The sequence below is a fragment of the Agrobacterium sp. GW821-FHT02D03 genome (assembly GCF_059421725.1).
In genome coordinates, this window is record NZ_JBWKVN010000003.1 from 33,587 (window position 1) to 51,808 (window position 18,222).

The window sequence follows — 18,222 nt, forward strand, 5'->3', positions numbered from 1 at the left end:
AGAACAAGGCCAGGCTGAACGAGATTAGCCCTAAACCCATGCGTTCCGCATGGCCTGTGCGCGATCAGCTTAAGCCGCCGCGAAAAGCACATCTTCGTCCCTGAACGAGAAGCGCTCCGGTTGGCAATTTGTATCGCGACGATTTCCACGTGTTAATTCGAGGGTGAGAAGGCTATCTCCCGGATAGGCCGGACTAAGTTCAAGCTTGAGATAATCGAAGAGTTGCCGATCATGAACCGCGATCATCACCTGTCGACCGTGCTCCTTCGACAAAGTTCGCAGCAGCGACGCAAAATGAGCGATGTGCACGTCATCCATCGATTGGACCGGATCATCGAGGATCAGGCAGGGAAACTGAGCGGGGACAGAAAGATGAAGGGCGATGAAGAGCGTTAAAGCAGCCGTGTTGAGATTCCCAGCGCTGAGCATCGCTCCTGGAGTGCCGCCCGCATCACCACCGTCCCGGTGCTCGGTAATCAGTTTGGGCTGCAGCCGCTGAGTTGATGATGGTGGGATGCGGAATGCGGGTACAAACGGCTCACTTGGCGCTAGCCGGACGAACAGGTCTCGCCAGAGCTTGTTCAAACGGTCGTTAAACTCTCGTCGGATAATTCCCGATCTTACCGTATCTACAAGGCTTCGAATTGTCTGACCTTGTTCGCGCAGCCGCTGCCCACGTTGCAAAGCTGCCTCGACTGCATCGGACTGCTGCTGATAGTTGTTAATAGCCACATCAACCTCGGTCAACGCCAACCGATGTAGTTGAGCGTCCTCCAAAGCTCTCCGGGCTTGTTGCCGCAGGTCCTCACGTCCATTCGCTTTGGCCTGCGCGTTGACAAGCACCTGCTGTAGTCGGGTTGCGGCAGCTTCAATCGTCTCGTCATCGGTCGGAACAGGCTGTCCAATAGAAGTGGCAAAGTCAGCGAGTGTCTGTCTTAGGGCAAACCGGCTACGGTTGCGGACCTGTTCGGCAGAAAACTCGCGCCTGGCTGCAATATCGGCCGCCGCTAGACTGGCCCCGTCTATCAGGATCGGCGACAGAGTTTGTAACTCCCCAAGCGCATCCTGAACCCTGGCGACCTGCCTTTCCAAGGCAGCAAGCTCTTCAGCATCAATAACGCGAAGAGTGAGAGAAGAGACCTCATCAGCCAAATCATCGACCAGTCGCTGGGCTTCGAATCTTGCGCGACCGAGCGTCAGCAGCCGCTCCGCTGAATCGGACAAGCTGCGAACTCTGCTATGCACGTGATTTGAAAGACTTCCCTGGGCGAGCTCGCTGAAATCGCGCTCGCACACGGGGCAGATTTCGGTATCCGCAACAAATGAACTTATTTCGGCCAAAGCCTTTGAGAGCTCTCTGGAGTCACGTGCGAACTGCGCCATTTCCGTTTCGATTGCTTCAAGCCTTTCAGACGCGCCCGCAAGTTCGTCTTCGGCGTCACTCAGACGCCGAACGTCGCGCCTGCTTTCAAGAACTTGCTGAGAAGCGGTTGAGAGCATGCTTGAGAGAATAGTCTGCACCCTGGTGGCGTATTCGTCCATCGCCGACGGAAGCGACACATCAGGAATCAGGGCTGCCAACGAATTCTGAATCGACTGGAAGCGAGCGGCGTATGTCGCTTGCCAAGCCTTATATTCTTCGATTGCCCTGTTTTGTTTTGCAGCAAGACTTGCCTCGGTTGCGCTCAAACCGCCTTCCGAAGCGGTTTGGGATTCTGACAGGATCGCAGCAAGTTCTCGACGCCGATCCGCGTAAGTGCCAAGTCCTTCTTCGACACTACCGGCCAGGATGTCTCCAACCGCATCGAGGGTTTCCGCCGTAGGGACGATCGCAATGTTGAGCCCCTCGAGAGCAGATGTCAGTGATGCTATCGATTTACTGAACGAAGCTTGAACTTGCGTTTGGGTCTGTTTCTGCGTCTTGATCAAGCCTTCCAGTTGCTTTTTTTCAAGCTCCACATCTGCCCAGCCCTCGATATATTTGCGGATGTTACGCACGTCCGTTAATGGTGTGAGGCCGGCTTCAAGAGCGTCCAGCTGGTCCAATCCCAGAAGGCTGCCAACAAATTTCGCCAACGGCGAATTCGCATCAGACGCCGACTCCTGGTAGATTTGCAGCAACTGGCCGAGGTAGGACTGCGGCAAGTATGCGCGTTCAGCGAAGAAACCGGCCGTAGCATGATCAAGCGTCCGACCGATTGAAATCCCAGTTGAATCGAATTGTTGTTTGAAGTCGCCTACGTGTGGCAGCGAAGTTTTGACCTCCACGCTCCCGGCCTTTGAGCCCCGGTGAAGCAACTGGGCATCGTACACAGGGTCCGCCCTGCGTAGAAACTGCACGCCACCCGTCAGGGCTAATTCGATCGCCGAAAGCAAGCTGGTTTTTCCGGCGCCATTCTCGCCGTGAATCAGAACGACCTGTGCATCAAGGGGCGCGAAAATACGACCGCGGATACTCCTGAAATTGACGACGTCAACGCTGCTAAGTATCGGTTCGCTCATTTGTCGTTCCTCTCGACAATCATCGCCTGACCGATCACTTCGGACAGCGCTGCTATCACAGTCTCCTCCCCTCTTGCTGACGCTTCGACGACGCGGTCAATAAGATTGGTGTCGGTGGTAGGCGGCAACGACTTCAGCAATACTTCAATGGCTCCTCTTTCCGAGCCGTCACCGTCTGCTCGAGGAGGTATTTCCAGTGGAAGCAGAACGCGGATACGATCCTCCAGCTGCCGCATGGCGGCCGGCTCTAGCGCACCGCTGCTGGATTGTGGAAGCGTTTCGACGACCAAAACCCTGCAGGTTTCTGCTATCGCCTCGACATCGCCGACCAACGCAGCTCCGGCCAGGATAACTGTAACAACAAATCGCGAACCCGTCACGTCGAGTGCTCGGCTTAGCGCCTCCAGCCGATTTCGCACTCGACCCGCGCTATTATCCCCGAAGTCACCGGTGGTGGTGTCGACAAGAAGTACAAGATCAAGCGATCGGCCGTCGCGCCCGCGAAACGCTGCGGTAAAATCAAAGCTGACCGCGGCAATTTTCAACGGCGTGAGCACCTCGCTATATCCAGCTAGCGCGAGCCGACCTGCAATGGCACTGATGAGCGGCGATCGTGTCACAGGGCAACCTCGCTGCTGAAGCGGTGGATCAAATCGTCTACATCTACACTCGTCTCGACGAGGTGGGATATGCTCACGTGTCGAGTACTGGAGCGACCCGTCCGCCCCGGCGCACCGCGAGGCCGACGTGCGGTCGTTCCGCCAGCGAACACCCGTTGGTAGGTGTCGTCACCATGAAGGACGATCGCCTTGTCGCCAGCGAAGGCCCCATTCTTTTCCAAGTTGATGGCCTCGGTTACGCTCTTAACTAGAAAGAGGGGTCGGGGCTCCGCTCCCGCCCATGCAGAAGTTTTGGTCATTGACCCGTCCACGAGATTTAGGCTCCGGGGAGCGCTGATACTCCATCGTCCATCTTCGTGGCCGGACTGCAGAAGGCCGATGGCCGCACCAAGTCGGCCAAGACCAGCCGCTTTGGCGTTCTGATCCGTAGGAAGCTGGAGGGGAGTGGAGGCGCTCAGCTCTTGATAGGTGTCTGGCCCATCCTGCAGCGCCCCGTTTCGATAGAGCGACAGCGCTCTCGACCATAAAGAAATCGCCCGGTAAACGAAGTCGGTCCTGTTATCTACGGCGTGGGAGGCGCCTAGGTTGCGCGCGTTTTTCAAGTCCGTCGCAAGCCGAGACGCAAAGCCTGTTTTGCCGATCTCCGCCAGCCACAGCTCCATGAGCAAGCAAAGTTTCTTTTCGATCACATTGAAGACCAAAGCGATGAGAACCTGTTCACCCCACGCGCGCAAATGAGCACTCTGTTCGATCGCCGCGATGTTTGGATTATAATTGGCGCCATAAACGATACGCAGCACCGACCGCTGACCTGGTTTGATGTGGTCTTCGCAAAAGACATGGGCCTGAGCCGCCGGACTACAAGGCCAAGGCCAGGGATGCACGTGTGACGCGGCAGAAAAAACACCTTGCAGATTGGCGTCCTGAATTGAAAGTCCTAGTACCAGCGACTTCGAATTGCTCGCCAGCTCGGTGACCGCGCTGCGGATCGCAGCGAAGTCAGGGTTGTTGGGCCAATTGACGATCTGAGTGTGACTGCCGGTCAAAAACTTCCGATAAAGTGCCGGTTGCTGATCTGCATGGACGATACAGCCATGAAATTTGAGCAGTCTTGCTCTGGCCGCAGGGTCCCTGAGGTGATCAGGATCTACGACAACTTGCAAGATTCCTGGGGCGCCACCAGTTAGACGATCGACCGCAGCCTCGATGAACCCGTCCCAGTTGCCCGAGGCGATGGATCTCACGGCGCCCTCCATAATCAGGACACCGATGCAGACATGTGGAGCATCTGGAAGGGGCGGAGCTGTAAAAGCTTCCCTGATGCCGACAGCATCCCACAGGACGTAGTCGGCCTCTTCATCCTGAACGCGTATATCGAGAAGCTCAGAATATTTCGTCCACAACTCATCGCGAATGGCGTCGCTTAGGGGCCAGTCCACGAAGGGGACGCCGAGGTTGGCAGCAACCGCTGATTTCTCCACGCGAGCAAGTACAAGAACTTCTTCAAGGACCGGCATGAAGACGCTTTCGGTGGCTGCGTTCATTGCTCTGATACGAATAAACTCGATCGCACGGTCGATCAGGCCGCCTAAACTTGGGGCATTGCGCGAAATGCCAGACCCCACCCAAAACGAGAATTCACCGTTCGCCACTGCATTCGCGACGACTTGAAACGGAGCAGTATCGAACTTCTCAACGACTTCCAGTACGCTGATATCTGTCGCAGTTGGCATTAACTTCACGCGTCCTTCAGGGTCCAAGGCAGACCATATTTAACACGCGGAAGAAGTATCACGGAACCTAGTCCCGGCCACCATCTATTTGATCGCGATCCGAAGAATGGAGAGACACAACGTGCCGTGAAAATGGACGGATGCTTAAGCCTTCCCTACCACGATCGAAAAAGCCGTGACGACAGGTCAGGCCGACCTCAAGAACGCAGATTGATTTCTGAAACGAAGGCTTCCCCAACGTGCATCCGAGCACCTTTGCCTGCTGCATCTGTGGTAGTGCGTTCTTTCGCGGCCGCGAGATCACCGTCGACCTCCTGAATAGGATCCTCAACCAACGGATGGTTGGACAGTTCCCCCAGAAAGTCGAGGGAAACGCCATAGCGGACCCGAACGGAACGGAAGATGCTTTTTCCGACTGTAATCGGCGCCGGAAGATCAAAGTCCATCTGTCGACCAAGGTAACGCCGCTTGTCAGCGGTGAAAGCAGCCCGGTCCCGCCTGTTCTTCAACTCGTCCTCAGCGCGTGCCTTTTTATCGTCAACAGTTTCGCGGCGCATGCGCTCGTATCGTCCTGAGGTCGGACGCGACCGAGGAGTCGCACCTGATGGCGCCGACATCGCTGCCGAACTGGCTCCGAACCCGGCAAGTCGCAAAGACTTGGCACTTGCGGCTCTGATGATGGCATCGTTCGCGTAGATCATTTCGTCCTCGTCAACCGCGAATTTCTCCTCTCCTGGCGGATCTATAATCCTTAGGCTGCTGCCGTGCGCGCCGCCTTGCACACCGATTTGGAGACCGCAGGCCAGGCGTTGGCCGGAATAGCCGGATGGGAAAGTGATCGTCCTCTTCTGCGCTATCGCACCGGTCGGCGGTGGACCCAGCGCGCCCAATTGCTGCTCGCGATAGCCGTTGCCCGTCTGAGTTCCTTTGCACTCGATGATGTGCCAGATACCACTCGTGTCCTGCGCAACGAAATCAGGCGATTTCCCTGGTCCTCGCTTTTTCGGCTTTGTAGCAGTCGCGCCAACCGAGGCAGCGACACGATCTATAAAATATCGCCCGTCGGCGATCGGCCCCAGCTGTAGTCGGTCCATAAGCCAGTATATCGGCGCGCCCATTCCGAAATCATCGCTCAGGATTGTTTTCTGATGCGCGTCGAGTTCGAAGAAAGCGGGCGTCAAGCGAAGGTCGGTTGCGTCAGCAACGGCGTGAAGATAACGCACCCAGGCCCAAAACTCACTGAGCGACACACCGGACGCATGAGAAGGAGTTGTCAGGTAGCCAATTGTGAGCAATAGCGCTGGAATGTTCACGTCGAACGTTTGGGCACCGGCGCCAAATGAAGCCGGAATGGCAGGCAAGCCAGGTGCTGGGGGCCACGTCGTTTCATCTACAAATACGAACAGTTCGCGGTCCATTTTCCCGTTTCCCTTACTTGCGTGGCATCAGACAGCTCCACATCCACCGCGTGCAAGCTTACATCGCTGCGTCCTAACGATCTATCCCACCCTTATCTCCTTCTGTTATGAGCGGGCCAGCGAACCAAGACAGCCTCGATAGCAAAAATTGCCCTTACAGCATTCCCCACGCCCGAAACCTCCCCCTCCCCGTCATCTCCCTGAGCGGCAGCTGCGCCGCCAGGTGACGCGCACCTTGCGGCGTGACGCCAAGCTCCTTGGCGATCAGGTTCGCCGAGACGACAGGCCGCGCCACTACAAGGTCGACGAGCCGTGACAGGTTCGAATTGGTTCGTTTGGCGGATGCCTGACGCTCCAGCTGCTGACGGGCGAGCAGGATGCGGTCATGCTCCTTCATCCCCAGTTCCGCCGCCGCAGCGAACGCTTCGAGGAGCGCCAGCAGCCGCGTCATTCGACTTCTGGAATGCCGCTGTTCACGTCGGACGCTGCGCAGCCCGACATTGAGCGCCGGCAGGTGGGACGGCGTCGTACCGTCGCGGCGCAGCAGTGAGGCGACCAGCTGGCGGCCGAGCTCGGTGCGGTGCTGTAGCACTTCGATCGCGCTCCAGGCATCGAGCAAAATTGCGCCGCGCAACACCGGTGAGAGGCCGTCGGTTTCGTTAAGCCCCACACGCCACTGTGCCAATCGCTCGTCTTCGTCCCAGTCTACGTCATAGACCAACGGATCGCGGGCATCGGCCAGTCGGGCGATGGCCGATCCGTTCAGAACTGCGGTGCTTCGCGCCAACACCGCGTCAATCTCGGTGAAGTCGTCGCCGCGCGAGTCATCGTCCAGCACCAAACCACCGTCATCTTCCCCGACCGGGCGCGTCAAACCGGATCGCGCCGGAACGGGATGGTCACCTTGCACTCCCCTCCCCCGCAAACGAGCAATGCCTGCGGCGCTGAGCGCCCAGTCGGGCGGATGTGCAAAAATCTGCCGGCGGGCACGCAGGATCGAGTGCGCAATGGTCAGTTCGTGGGTCGGCGTGCGGATATCGAGACGCGCATCGTGCAGGACGATGTCCTCAAGGTGGACGAGTTCGCCGTCGACCCAGAGCGACGCGATAGCGTCGGCAAAGTTCTGCCGCTCGAGAAAGCCGTCGCGGATCGGCGAGCGGCCTATGCGCTCATCCAGACGTACCAAAGCTTCACCGGCACGGGCGGCCGGTGCATTGAGCTCTGTCATATCGATTTTGGCGAGATCATAAGGCATTGAAATAACTATGCCCGATTTGAATAGCGAAAGCAAACTGCTCCGTTGCTAGCGTCACACACTGCCATGCATAGCGGTTCACCTAACTAACGATAAGTATCCCTTATCGGAGGTTATAAGACTCTGCGGTTGACCATGTCGGCGGGGTCCGATATTTTTGGTCAAATCGTTGTTATCGGAGCCACCATGAGCACCACCGTCAAAGTATCCGAAGCGAAGGCGCATCTGTCTGAACTGCTGGTTCGAGTCGAGGCCGGTGAAGATGTGATCATTTCACGTGGCAATGACCCAATCGTTCGCATGTCGAGAATCCGAAAAGAAACTGACTTGCAGCTGTTGATGAACGAGGTGCGTGCTGCGCGTTCAAGGGCAACGCCATCTACACATGACGAAATTTTATCCTGGCGCGATGAAGGTCGTCGATGATGAGTTTTGTCATCGACGCGTCCGTGGCAGCCGCATGGCTACTGCCAGAAGAATTTACCGCCGAGGCTGAAATTATCATAGGGTCGATATCTGCAACCTGCCCTATCCCCTCGCTATTCTGGTTTGAGATCCGCAATATTCTTGCGATGTCAGAGCGGCGTGGCCGCATCGGACCGGGCGATGCACTTGTTGGAATGGAGCGGATCAGGCGTCTTCCGCTGGACGACGCCGGAATAGGCAGTGATGGGATGGTGCTTCTCCTGTCGAACAAGCACGTGCTGAGTGCTTATGACGCCGCCTATCTTGCTCTTGCCATGAACAGAAGCTTGGCGCTAGCCACGCTTGACCGCAAACTCGCCGCCGCAGCCCGAAAGCAGGATGTCCAAGTTCTGGGTCCTTTCGCCCATGGCGACTGACGATAGAACGATTGCCGAACGGGCCGAAAAGCTCGACACCATCGCCGCCGTCCTGCCGATTGAGCGCCGCGATGAGCTGGCCGAGCTTCTGACCGATCAGGACATCGAAACGCTGAAGCATCTGGTTAACGAAGGCATGGGCGAGAACACCCTTCGCGCACTGACCTCGGACCTAGCATATCTCCAGGCATGGTGTCTGGCATCGACTGGCAAGAGTCTTTCGTGGCCAGCTCCCGAAGCGCTACTTCTGAAGTTCGTTGCCCATCATCTGTGGGACGCGGAGCGCCGGCGTGACGATCCTGGCCACGGCATGCCGCAGGATGTCGATCGGTTGTTGCGCGATCAGGGGTTCCTCAGGTCACTCGGTCCGCATGCGCCAGACACCGTGCGCCGGCGTCTTGCGTCATGGTCAACGCTTACCAAATGGCGCGGCGCAGCGGGGGAGTTCGCCTCCCCTGCCCTAAAGCAAGCCATTCGCCTCGCGGTTCGCGCGACACCACGACCACGCAAGCGCAAGAGCGCAAAAGCCGTGACGGGAGATGTGTTGGCGAAGCTTCTTGCGTCATGCGGTAGCAACAGTCTGCGTGATCTCCGCGACAGGGCTATCCTCATGGTGGCATTCGCATCGGGTGGCCGCAGACGTAGTGAAATTGCCGGACTACGCAAAGAGCAACTGACACAGGAGCCGCCGATCGAGCGCCAAGATGGCCCTCCCCTCCCCTCGCTATCCATCCATCTCGGCCGTACCAAAACCTCTGGCGCTGATCACGATGAGATCGTCTATCTCACGGGTCGAGCGGTAGAGGCGCTTAATGCCTGGATGGAGGCAGCCAGCATCAAGTCAGGATCGATCTTTCGTAAAATCGATCGTTGGGGAAACTTGTCTCCTCGACCGCTCGATCCAAAGTCGGTCAATGATGTCGTCAAGCACCGCGCGGCGCTTGCTGGTCTCGACCCGGCAGAGTTTTCTGCTCATGGTCTGAGATCAGGATATCTTACCGAGGCCGCGAACCGCGGCATTCCGCTTCCAGAAGCGATGGAGCAGTCGCGCCATCGGTCCGTGCAGCAAGCCTCGAGCTATTACAACAGTGCCACAAGAAGAAGCGGGCGGGCGGCGAGGCTGCTATAGTTTATTAGGCATCGTCCGGGAAGACATCCCGATCAATGCCAATCCCTCGACGAAATCGAGCTCCGATTGCGACGAATAAAAGGAGGATCAATTGTACCTAAAATGAAAGAATTTCTCATTTCTTCTAGGTCTTCCATCATGGTTCGTCGAGTTGCGTAAAGGTAGCGCCAGCAGCTGAAAACGGTACCTGCCACTGATTTAGCCTTCGCGACGTCGAGCAACTGCAATGCTTCATCTCGATGGCCTATAAGTGCAAACGAGAGTGCAAGGCACTGACAATAATTAACCTGTAGATAACGCTCGCTGTTTCCTAAGCGATCCGTATCAATAACTGCTTGCAGTAGGTCTTCAGGGACAATTCCAGTCGCGCCCCACTCTGCCATTGCGTAGTTGAAGAGGTCTGCCGTTGATTTACTTAATAGAACACTTTCTCTCGGTTCACCAATCACGCGCATAGCCTCTTCATATTGGCCGATAGCTATCAGTGAAAGCACAAGGTCGCTATGAAGTGCAGGTTCTACCCCTACATCCCTGGGGACGTTTTCTAACGCCCTCTTTAAGAGTCTCTTGGCCGTAGCCACAGTCCTTTCATCCGACATCAAGATATCAGATAGCACTCCTACATCGTCGGGGCTGAGTTCCTCCAAAGCCGGAGAGTTAGCAACAACTTCCGTCCAGCTTACGTCGATTTCTCTCAGCGCTTCAATCGCGGTGCTTAATTCGATAGCAGTTGTGTCTGGTGACCGGATAGTCGCGACCAAATCTTTAAGGGCTTCTTCCCCTCTCGACTGACTCAATAGATTGATAGCCCTCGCGAGGTGGGCCTTATAATATCCAGCTGCCAAGGCTCCGTTAAGAGCCTCCAATTCGTCAGCAAATCTACCAAGATCGTGATATGCGGCAGCGATGAACCAACACACCTCCCCATCCGTTTGATGGGCCTCCCAGATGTTATCAAGTTTTGACAAAATCTCGTCAAGCCGCACCGGATCCGTCGATACAGGTTGGCCAGCACTTTCTTCCGACTTCGACGAGATCAGTGATCTTATTTCTTGCACAGCTAGTAGCGCGCCGTCCCGATCGCCGAGGTTTGCCCTGACAATCGACTTAGTTAGATTACGGTATTGTCCGGACAGTCTCGTTTTCGGTCGATCGATTACAAAGATTTTTTCCTCGACCAACGACAGACTGTCATAATGCTTAATGGTGCAATCTGGTCGCGAGTAGCCAAGCTTCTGAGATGCGTTGTCCAGCATTACTTTCAAAATGCCTTCCTCATCATCCAAATCCGGAACTCGTGAAGGGCAGAAGATAAGCTGCTTGCTTCTCTTTCGCGCAACCGAGTCAGCGCGTATTTCCTCGACTATCGTTTTCAAACCTGAAATATTTTGGGTGTTGGGGAAGAACATCAAAGTGACGCCATCAGCCAATTGGCGAGTACAAATGCCACCGACATCTGTATGACCCGTTCGGCTGTCTATCAGAACGTAATCAAAGCCCACCGCGTTCAAAGCAATTTGTTGCTTTAAGTCCTCGAATAGCAAATACCCACTACGATTCTCATACAAATCTTGCCAGTCGATAGCCGCGAGCTTTTGTCCGTACTGGTCGTCGCGCATCCCCGCAGGCAGCACCCAAATCGGCAGAGTTTTTCCCCCAATATCCAGGCTACACTCAGAGATAAAGTCGGAAGCGTCAGGCGCTACATTAGATTGGAGATAGTTGTTCACATAGTCAATTATCCCAACCTTCTCGTCCGCACCTGCAAATTGTCGAAAGCTGGTGATGCCAGGCGCCTCAAGGTCGAAGTCGATTACTAAGACACGTCGACCGCGCCGAGTGAGTTCCGCCGCGACATTTACAAGGGCCATTGTCCGGCCAACCCCACCTTTGTAGGAATAGAAGGTTACAACATACATTAAGCTACTTTGTGTTGTTTGGAGGGACGAAGTTTAAAATCGAGCGATTCTTGCAGCTGTCGAGCATCAAGATTTGTCTTGAAAGCAGGTTCCGAGTGCCTAGCGCTTTCCATTTGTTTGAGTAGCTGTATGTTTTGAGGTATTCTAGCCAGTCTGAGATATCGATCAATCGCAAGATTTTGGATCTGATTCCCGGTTTCCCACCGTTTGATCGATGCAATTCCGTGCCCGGTCAGGTCAGCCATGTCACTTTGCGTGAGGCTATACTGGTCTCTGAACGCACGAATGTCTTCTGGCGTCAAGCGTCCAAGGTGGCGACATACAGCAGCATGCCTTATATCCTCAGCCTCCTCTCCGGTATAAGATGAATCACAAGCGGCACAGTGATAAACTGGAACATCAACGGTAAGCAAAACGGCATCATCGCCCCCGCCATATTCAAACTGCTGTGTTTCAAACCTTACAGAAACGCCACTAGAACTGCAGAAATCGCAGCATTCAGGCTTGTGTTCCATCTCAGCTATCCTGTTGGTGTGTTGAGGAAGATCAAGGGCTATTGCTCTCATGAAAGCTTCGTCCAAGTACGAAACTCGATCCCAATTGAAGCTTGATGTAGATTTTATCGACAGGTGGGCTTCCATCCACAATTATGACATATCCTACAGAACCGGCAGGAAACTTGAGGCTTATAACTTCAATTTCGCAGCCAGAGTTGATGTGTCCCGCAATAAATTCCCAAGCGGAGTCGTCTGTGAAATATTCATCCGACCGGCGGGGGTCCTTGAGGGTATTAGGCTTCCACCGGGTTGGCGAATGTGACGAAAATTCGGATTTACGGGTCCGCCGAGAGGAACATCGGTTCGCGAGCAGAGATCGAACGCTTTCCGAAACTTTTTCACTATCTTCTTCCAAAAGCGCTCCAAGATCATGCGGTATCAAATGATACTTTTGAACGAAATGTCAAGTCCGACGTATTTCTGATGTTTAAAAATAACGTGTATCCCTGATTGCAGCAACACTATTGGACTATGAATTTGCAGTTGCGGAGGTAGCGAGATTATGTTGCGCTCGGGGGTGAGGAAAGTTGGCTAACGCCATACCCTCGAGGATCGGGAACTCACAGTTCCACGCTCGGTTCCTAGTCATATTTCGAGCATGATCCCCGATCGATCGGAAGTGATCGATCTGCTAACATCGATTACTCTGTCAGCTTACCACGCGCAGCGACCTGATCTTCTGTTAGCGATCGTCTCCTGCAGCGAGGCCTTTGTCCAGCATGCGCCGGCTGAAGAGCAGGCAAGCCTTTACCACCGTATGGCGCGCATCTGGTGTGCAAAATTCGATTTGTTCATCCTTCAAGGCGCGCCGGACACCGGAAAAAGTCATGCCGACACGCTTCACTTATTGAATACTGTGCTCAAGGATCATTTCGCTGCGGCCGAGCGGTTCTTTGACGATCCGCTTTCCCTCGAAGAAAGTGATGTCAATCAAAACTCATTTGCGATCGAGGGTAGATTGCGCCTTCATGCTCGACGCGTAGAACTGGAGGCTCTGACCAAGCCCCGGGCCGATGGCGAGAAAGCCTACAAGAAACTGATGGAATTCGATAACGCTTTTTCGAGCCTCGTTGATCGGAGAAGGCGCGGCACTTTGGGCGGTCGAACGGCGCGCAGGTATATCCGCTACCCGTTTCGTGATCCTGTTTTCCTCGGCGCCCAGACCGATTATAAAAAGCGGCAGGAAATCTTCAACATCGTATCGCGGTTGATGGATCTCAACACTGATAGGCTTGGTCGTTTCTCCGGAGCCGAGCGTGTAGGGGCAATGCTCGATGCGGCACGCTTCAACTATTTTTCCGGTCACCTGAACGCGGCGGAGAAGTACGCAAGTCTCGCCAACGAATTGTCGTACATGGCAAACGTCAGTCATAACGCCAAACTTGATGAGCTCGTCGTTAACGCCGACTTGTCCTGTATCGAGGCTCAAAGGCTGATCGATTCCGGAGGAGAGCAACAGGACGCCTTGCTGCAGATAAGCAAGGCCGAGTCTTTCGTCGAGACTTTGACGGGAATAGCATTGGGGCTCTCCTACCAGCCCTATAAGGGCCTGGCTAAGTATCTGACGCTCAAGATCGCGCATGTGAGAAATCAGATCAACGATGATGCTGACTTGCGCCGAAAAGCCCTGAGGTCGGTTGGCTCAATTGATGGGCTCATCTTGGAAATTCAGGACATCAGCATGGAACAGCCGATACAGGCTCTCGCAAAAGCGCTGAACACAAACAACAAGTCGGCAAGATTTTTCTAGAACGCGATCCGAGATCTGCGAAGGCTTCTTACCAGGCGGGGTAAATGTCTGCGATCTTCAAGGGGCGTCATCATGGTCTCGACCTGCTGATTGAGAAAAGTGTTGGTGACGGCGCTCAGCGTCCTTTAGAACTTCGGCATCTCATAAAAGTGACCGCAACACCTTCGTAACTTCCCTGTGTTTCAATGCTTCGTATGAAGAAGCCCAAGAGTGCCAAGCCTCTTCTGAGGCAAGACGAGCCGCTCCGCTCACGCCCACGGCGCCGGCGCGATCCAGCGCAGCCAAACCTGCTTCTCGATCCAATGCCAGAGCGGATCGAACCCTGCCTGGCCCTTCTCAAATCCAGTCCGCCGAAGGACGACGATTGGCTTCTCGAGGTTAAATGGGACGGCTATCGCATCGCCGTCCATATCGAGTCCGGAAAAGTCCGGATCCTCACCCGCGGTGGTCATGACTGGACGCACCGCTTTCCGACGATCGCCGCCGCAGCGCTCCAACTGCCTGTCGCGACCGCGATCATCGACGGCGAAGCCGTCGTCATGGACGCTGAAGGGCGGTCCGACTTCAGCCTCCTGCAGGAATCGCTCGGCGGTCGATCCGGAAAGGCCGTTTCGGCCGACGCAATCCTGATGGCCTTTGACCTTCTCTATTTCGATGGCCACGACCTGACATCCGTAGAGCTTTCGTCGCGCCGGCACATGCTGCAGGATCTGATTGGCACTGATCGATCGGACATCCATTTTTCCGAAACCATCGACGCCGATGGCGAGCAACTGCTCGCATCGCCCGCGAGCTCGGTCTCGAAGGCATCATCGCCAAGCATCGCGACAGCCATTATCGTTCCGGCCGAACCGGCGACTGGCTGAAGATCAAATGCGTTCAAAGCGACAGCTTCTTCATTGTCGACTACGAGCCATCCTCAAGCGGTCTTGGCGGGATCGGGGCGCTCTTGCTGGCAGCCTATCAGGGTGAGGACATCGTCTATGTCGGATCAGTCGGGACAGGTTTCAACGAAACCCAGGCCACCATGCTCCGGAAGACCCTGGATCGTCTGAAGCGCAAGCGCCCTCCCCTCGTCTACGACGTTGAGCGCAAGAATGTCGTCTGGGCTCAGCCAACCATCATCGCGGAAATTCACTATCGGGGATGGACCCATGACGGAAAGCTGCGCCATGCCTCTTTCAAGGGCGTGCGTGAGGTGCAGGACAATGCCGATGTGTATCGGGTTTAGAGAGAGTCAGATCGGTGGCGTTCTACGAGGAGGGTATCTCATCACTAGTCAAATCTATCGACCGCGCCTAGTAGAACGCCTCTAGCGATTAATTTTCCAACATCTTCTCAATAGCATTCTTGCTTGCTCGATCAAGATCAGCAAGCGCGATGTCAAATTTTTCCAATTGAACTTTCCGTTGTTCGATCAATGTATCAACGGTATTTTTTGCCTTGACGTAATCGTCGTCGGTTTCGGGAACGGACTGGCCCTTTAATGTAATAAGCGTATTGGTGGCAATTTCGATTTGCGCTGACAGACGGCTGTCAAGCGACGACCTTTGACCTTCCAATGTGCCGCGATGGCACAGAAACATATCCTGAGCTCGAGGCAGAAGTTCGACACGCATTCGTGTCTTTAAAGATTGTCTCTTCGCCTCAGCGACAAGCTCTGCCTCTTCAGCAATTTTCTTTCCGGCCGCCGCGACACTGTTGCTCAGATCCTGTTTCGACTTGATAGTGATCGATGGAATGTCCATCGTAATGCTTTGAGATGTCACTTTAACAGTGGGCACTCCTATGACAATCTTTTCATCGACCATCGTAACCTGTGGGATGCCAACAACAATGCGGTGTTGAACGGTCGTGTACTCAGGGACGTCGATGTATGTCGGCGTCCAAGTAACAACCGTTTCGGGAATCGAGGGAAAGCCGCTGCTCCACCTGATCGTGAATTCTGGTTTGGGCGGGCCTTCGATTGTTTTCATCTTTACAGAAGGTATGTCGAAGATGATATCCTCGTTCTGCATGGAAATTTGAGGCATCGTGAAGATCCACTCTTGATCCTCAATGCCGAATTCCGGGACAATGATGTCAAAGCTGACTCGCTGTTCTGTGATTTCCACTTCGAACAGGGATCCCACCGCCTTACCGATCGTTCCTCCTACAATCGCGCCAGGCGCCCCTCCTATGACACCTCCTATCGATGCACCTGCGGCGGCGCCGATACCTTCGCCGATGTCATTTCCGTCTTTTAGTTGGTTTTCCAATTCGGATGTCTTTTGCTTTGTCTCTTCAGCAAAATCGTCCATCTCCTTCTTGAATTCTGATTGTATGCGAGCGAGCGTGTCATTGAATGCTTGGGTCTTATCCTCACATGCCATCGTGATGCCCTCGGTAAGCGCCGTGATTGGTCGCTTTGCTATTCAATACGAATTGGGATCGATTGCAAATAGATTTGAAATGATCTCTATGATTGCAATTGAAATAAAGGCCATCGCAAGCGATCGCGCTCTATGCCTTCGTCACGAAGCCAGCCTGCGGCCGTCTTCGCCGTTCCCGGTAACGATCGCTTGTCCTGACGGTACGCTTACACGGTGATCGCCAGATGTGGCGCTCTCTTGCCAACAGTGCAGCCGCTTCGCTTGCCGCTCTTCTTCCTGTCTGTTTGTCCGCTCTACGATGGTCCGCCGTGCTCGCCAATGGGCAGGCGGGCTCGCGCCCGTCCGGCCGTCAGAAAAACGGCTTTCACCGCAAGCGGCGAACCTTCCGTTTTTCAGCCGCCCGGACCCATGACTAGCCCGGCAGACCAACGGGGAGCGGGCTTACTCCCCCACCCCTTCGTTCCGGAGGATGTCAAAGCACATCCACCGGAACGGTGGGTGAAGGCATCGCCCGACTGGCGGGGCTTGCTCTCAAGAAACCGGGAACCGTGGAGAACCATCATGAAACTTGTCTGTGAAGCCTTCAGTCTGACCGCTTTCGTCAGCGCCGCGATCATCATCGCCGCCGCTTTCGCCTGGACCCGATGCTTGAGGAGACATTGCCATGACCAATACCAATTCCGACATCATCACTATCGCTCTCGACAAGCTCGACCGCGATCCGAAGAACGTGCGCAAGACCTATCGTAAGGAGGGCATCGAGGAACTGGCCGCCGACATCCGGGCTGATGGCTTTCCCCTGTTGCAGAACATCGTCGTTCGAAAGGGTGGCAAGCGGGGGCGCTTCTTCGTCATCGCCGGAGAACGTCGCCGCCTTGCCCTCACCCTGCTGGCGGAAGCGGGCGAAATCGCCAGGGATTTTGCCGTCGATTCCAGATTGTGCGATGAAGCCGACGCCACCGGCATCAGCCTTGCCGAGAACTTCATGCGCGAGGACATGCATCCGGTCGATGAATACGAGGCCTTCAAGGTGCTGGCCGAGGACGGCGTTTCTGTTGTCGATATCGCTGCCCGCTTCGCCACCACGGAAACCATCGTCAAGCGTCGTCTTGCCTTGGCGCGGGTCTCCCCTGCCCTGCTTCAACTCTACCGTAGTGAAGAGATGAACCTCGAACAGCTTTCCGCCTTCACGATCAGCGATGACCACGAGGAACAGGTACGGGTGTGGGAAAGCCTCCCGTCATGGAACCGGAATGCCTACACCATCAAGGCAGCACTTCGCCGTGACGCCATCGCACCATCCGACAAGCGCATTCGCATGAACGGCGGCATGGAAGCCTACGAACAGGCCGGTGGCGAGGTCAAGCGTGATCTGTTTGACGAGCGAGGCCAGGGTTATGCCGTGGAGGTCGTCCTTTTCGAGCCTCTTGCTGCCGAGAAGCTGGAAGCACTTGCAGGAGAGTTGCGCCTTAAAGGTCGGGCATGGTTGGACATTCAGCCGGAAATCGACTGGCGCGATCTTAACGGCTTTGGACGTGTCTATCCCGAGCAGGTGGAGCAGACGGGAGCCGAACAGGCTTAAGTGGCACGGCTATAGGAGGAGCCCGATGAACTCGAAGGGGTGGCTGAAAGCGGCGAAGGCGACGTCGGCACAGGGGCGCGCATTGCCGAAATCGCAGCCCGCATCGGAGAACTCGACCGCGAAGTCTATGCCGCCGACGATCTGGCGCGGTCGGGAGCCATCATATCGATGGACTATGGCGGAAGAAGCCGTGTCGTCTATCGTGGCTATGTGCGACCCGAGGACGGTAATAGCGATGGCGAAGCGTATCAGGCGAAGGCAATGGCGTTGATGATGCGAACTGAAACGCAACTGCGACACCGCAGTCCCCTGCCCTCGTCCATTCCCAACGCTTGTCGAAGACCTGACGGCGCAGCGCACTGCAGTCCCCGGCTGGAATTTGCCAACAAGCATCACGTCGCACTGACAAGCGTCGTGCATTCGCTCCTGTCGCAGACCGTTCTGACGCATTCCCGCGATCATTCCTGCCTCGATATCGTCTTGACCAGCAGATCGGTGGAAGTCGCATGAAGGCACCCCAGAACAGTCTCGCTATCGCTAACC

At 55.3% G+C, this 18,222-nt stretch carries 14 protein-coding genes and 1 pseudogene; 7 read left to right on the top strand and 8 right to left on the bottom strand.

The window, feature by feature from the left end:
- Window positions 1-69: 69 nt before the first annotated feature.
- The 5 genes from AC07U5_RS21815 to AC07U5_RS21835 all read right to left on the bottom strand — a co-directional run bounded on the left by AC07U5_RS21815 (window position 70) and on the right by AC07U5_RS21835 (window position 7,528).
- The gene (locus AC07U5_RS21815) at window positions 70-2,502 is read right to left on the bottom strand and encodes an AAA family ATPase (protein WP_494724320.1); all 2,433 of its coding nucleotides are present in this window, start codon (window positions 2,500-2,502) and stop codon (window positions 70-72) included.
- A complete protein-coding gene (locus AC07U5_RS21820) occupies window positions 2,499-3,059 on the bottom strand; it encodes a hypothetical protein (protein WP_494724321.1) in 561 nt (186 codons plus the stop codon). Before AC07U5_RS21820 ends, AC07U5_RS21815 begins: the two co-directional genes overlap by 4 nt.
- A gap of 59 nt (window positions 3,060-3,118) precedes the next feature.
- Window positions 3,119-4,855: an SIR2 family protein gene (locus tag AC07U5_RS21825; RefSeq protein ID WP_494724322.1), complete on the bottom strand. Its 1,737-nt coding sequence runs from the start codon at window positions 4,853-4,855 to the stop codon at window positions 3,119-3,121.
- 197 nt (window positions 4,856-5,052) lie between these two features.
- On the bottom strand, window positions 5,053-6,273 hold the full coding sequence (locus AC07U5_RS21830; RefSeq protein WP_494724323.1) for a hypothetical protein: 1,221 nt from the start codon (window positions 6,271-6,273) through the stop codon (window positions 5,053-5,055).
- Window positions 6,274-6,427: 154 nt separating this feature from the next.
- On the bottom strand, window positions 6,428-7,528 hold the full coding sequence (locus AC07U5_RS21835) for an RHE_PE00001 family protein (protein WP_494724324.1): 1,101 nt from the start codon (window positions 7,526-7,528) through the stop codon (window positions 6,428-6,430).
- Window positions 7,529-7,714: 186 nt separating this feature from the next.
- Here AC07U5_RS21835 and AC07U5_RS21840 point away from each other — a divergent pair, with 186 nt between their 5' ends.
- The 3 genes from AC07U5_RS21840 to AC07U5_RS21850 are packed head-to-tail and all read left to right on the top strand — an operon-like array spanning window position 7,715 to window position 9,499.
- On the top strand, window positions 7,715-7,954 hold the full coding sequence (locus AC07U5_RS21840; RefSeq protein ID WP_113260263.1) for a type II toxin-antitoxin system Phd/YefM family antitoxin: 240 nt from the start codon (window positions 7,715-7,717) through the stop codon (window positions 7,952-7,954).
- On the top strand, window positions 7,951-8,370 hold the full coding sequence (locus AC07U5_RS21845; protein WP_312930923.1) for a type II toxin-antitoxin system VapC family toxin: 420 nt from the start codon (window positions 7,951-7,953) through the stop codon (window positions 8,368-8,370). The genes AC07U5_RS21840 and AC07U5_RS21845 overlap by 4 nt, the downstream gene beginning before the upstream one ends.
- Entirely contained in the window at window positions 8,333-9,499 is a 1,167-nt protein-coding gene (locus AC07U5_RS21850) for a tyrosine-type recombinase/integrase (RefSeq protein ID WP_312930924.1), read from the top strand. The genes AC07U5_RS21845 and AC07U5_RS21850 overlap by 38 nt, the downstream gene beginning before the upstream one ends.
- A 32-nt stretch (window positions 9,500-9,531) precedes the next feature.
- On the opposite strand, the gene AC07U5_RS21855 is transcribed toward AC07U5_RS21850, so the two are convergent.
- Both AC07U5_RS21855 and AC07U5_RS21860 read right to left on the bottom strand, forming a co-directional pair.
- On the bottom strand, window positions 9,532-11,418 hold the full coding sequence (locus AC07U5_RS21855) for a ParA family protein (RefSeq protein WP_113260236.1): 1,887 nt from the start codon (window positions 11,416-11,418) through the stop codon (window positions 9,532-9,534).
- A complete protein-coding gene (locus AC07U5_RS21860; RefSeq protein WP_162741816.1) occupies window positions 11,418-11,933 on the bottom strand; it encodes a type II TA system antitoxin MqsA family protein in 516 nt (171 codons plus the stop codon). The genes AC07U5_RS21855 and AC07U5_RS21860 overlap by 1 nt, the downstream gene beginning before the upstream one ends.
- A 661-nt stretch (window positions 11,934-12,594) precedes the next feature.
- On the opposite strand from AC07U5_RS21860, the gene AC07U5_RS21865 reads away from it, so the two are divergent.
- Together AC07U5_RS21865 and ligD are read left to right on the top strand one after the other, a co-directional pair.
- Window positions 12,595-13,725, top strand: coding sequence for a hypothetical protein (locus AC07U5_RS21865; protein WP_313558531.1), 1,131 nt, complete (start codon window positions 12,595-12,597; stop codon window positions 13,723-13,725).
- 194 nt (window positions 13,726-13,919) lie between these two features.
- Window positions 13,920-14,956 (top strand): annotated as a pseudogene (ligD, locus tag AC07U5_RS21870) (non-homologous end-joining DNA ligase).
- A gap of 88 nt (window positions 14,957-15,044) precedes the next feature.
- Here the strand turns inward: ligD and AC07U5_RS21875 are convergent.
- Window positions 15,045-16,025, bottom strand: a complete 981-nt coding sequence (locus tag AC07U5_RS21875) for a hypothetical protein (RefSeq protein WP_494724325.1) — start codon at window positions 16,023-16,025, stop codon at window positions 15,045-15,047.
- Window positions 16,026-16,761: 736 nt separating this feature from the next.
- Between AC07U5_RS21875 and AC07U5_RS21880 the strand changes: the two genes are divergently transcribed.
- Both AC07U5_RS21880 and AC07U5_RS21885 read left to right on the top strand, forming a co-directional pair.
- Window positions 16,762-17,679, top strand: coding sequence for a ParB/RepB/Spo0J family partition protein (locus tag AC07U5_RS21880; protein ID WP_113260232.1), 918 nt, complete (start codon window positions 16,762-16,764; stop codon window positions 17,677-17,679).
- A gap of 39 nt (window positions 17,680-17,718) precedes the next feature.
- A complete protein-coding gene (locus AC07U5_RS21885) occupies window positions 17,719-18,189 on the top strand; it encodes a hypothetical protein (protein WP_113260231.1) in 471 nt (156 codons plus the stop codon).
- The last annotated feature ends 33 nt before the right edge of the window (window positions 18,190-18,222 follow it).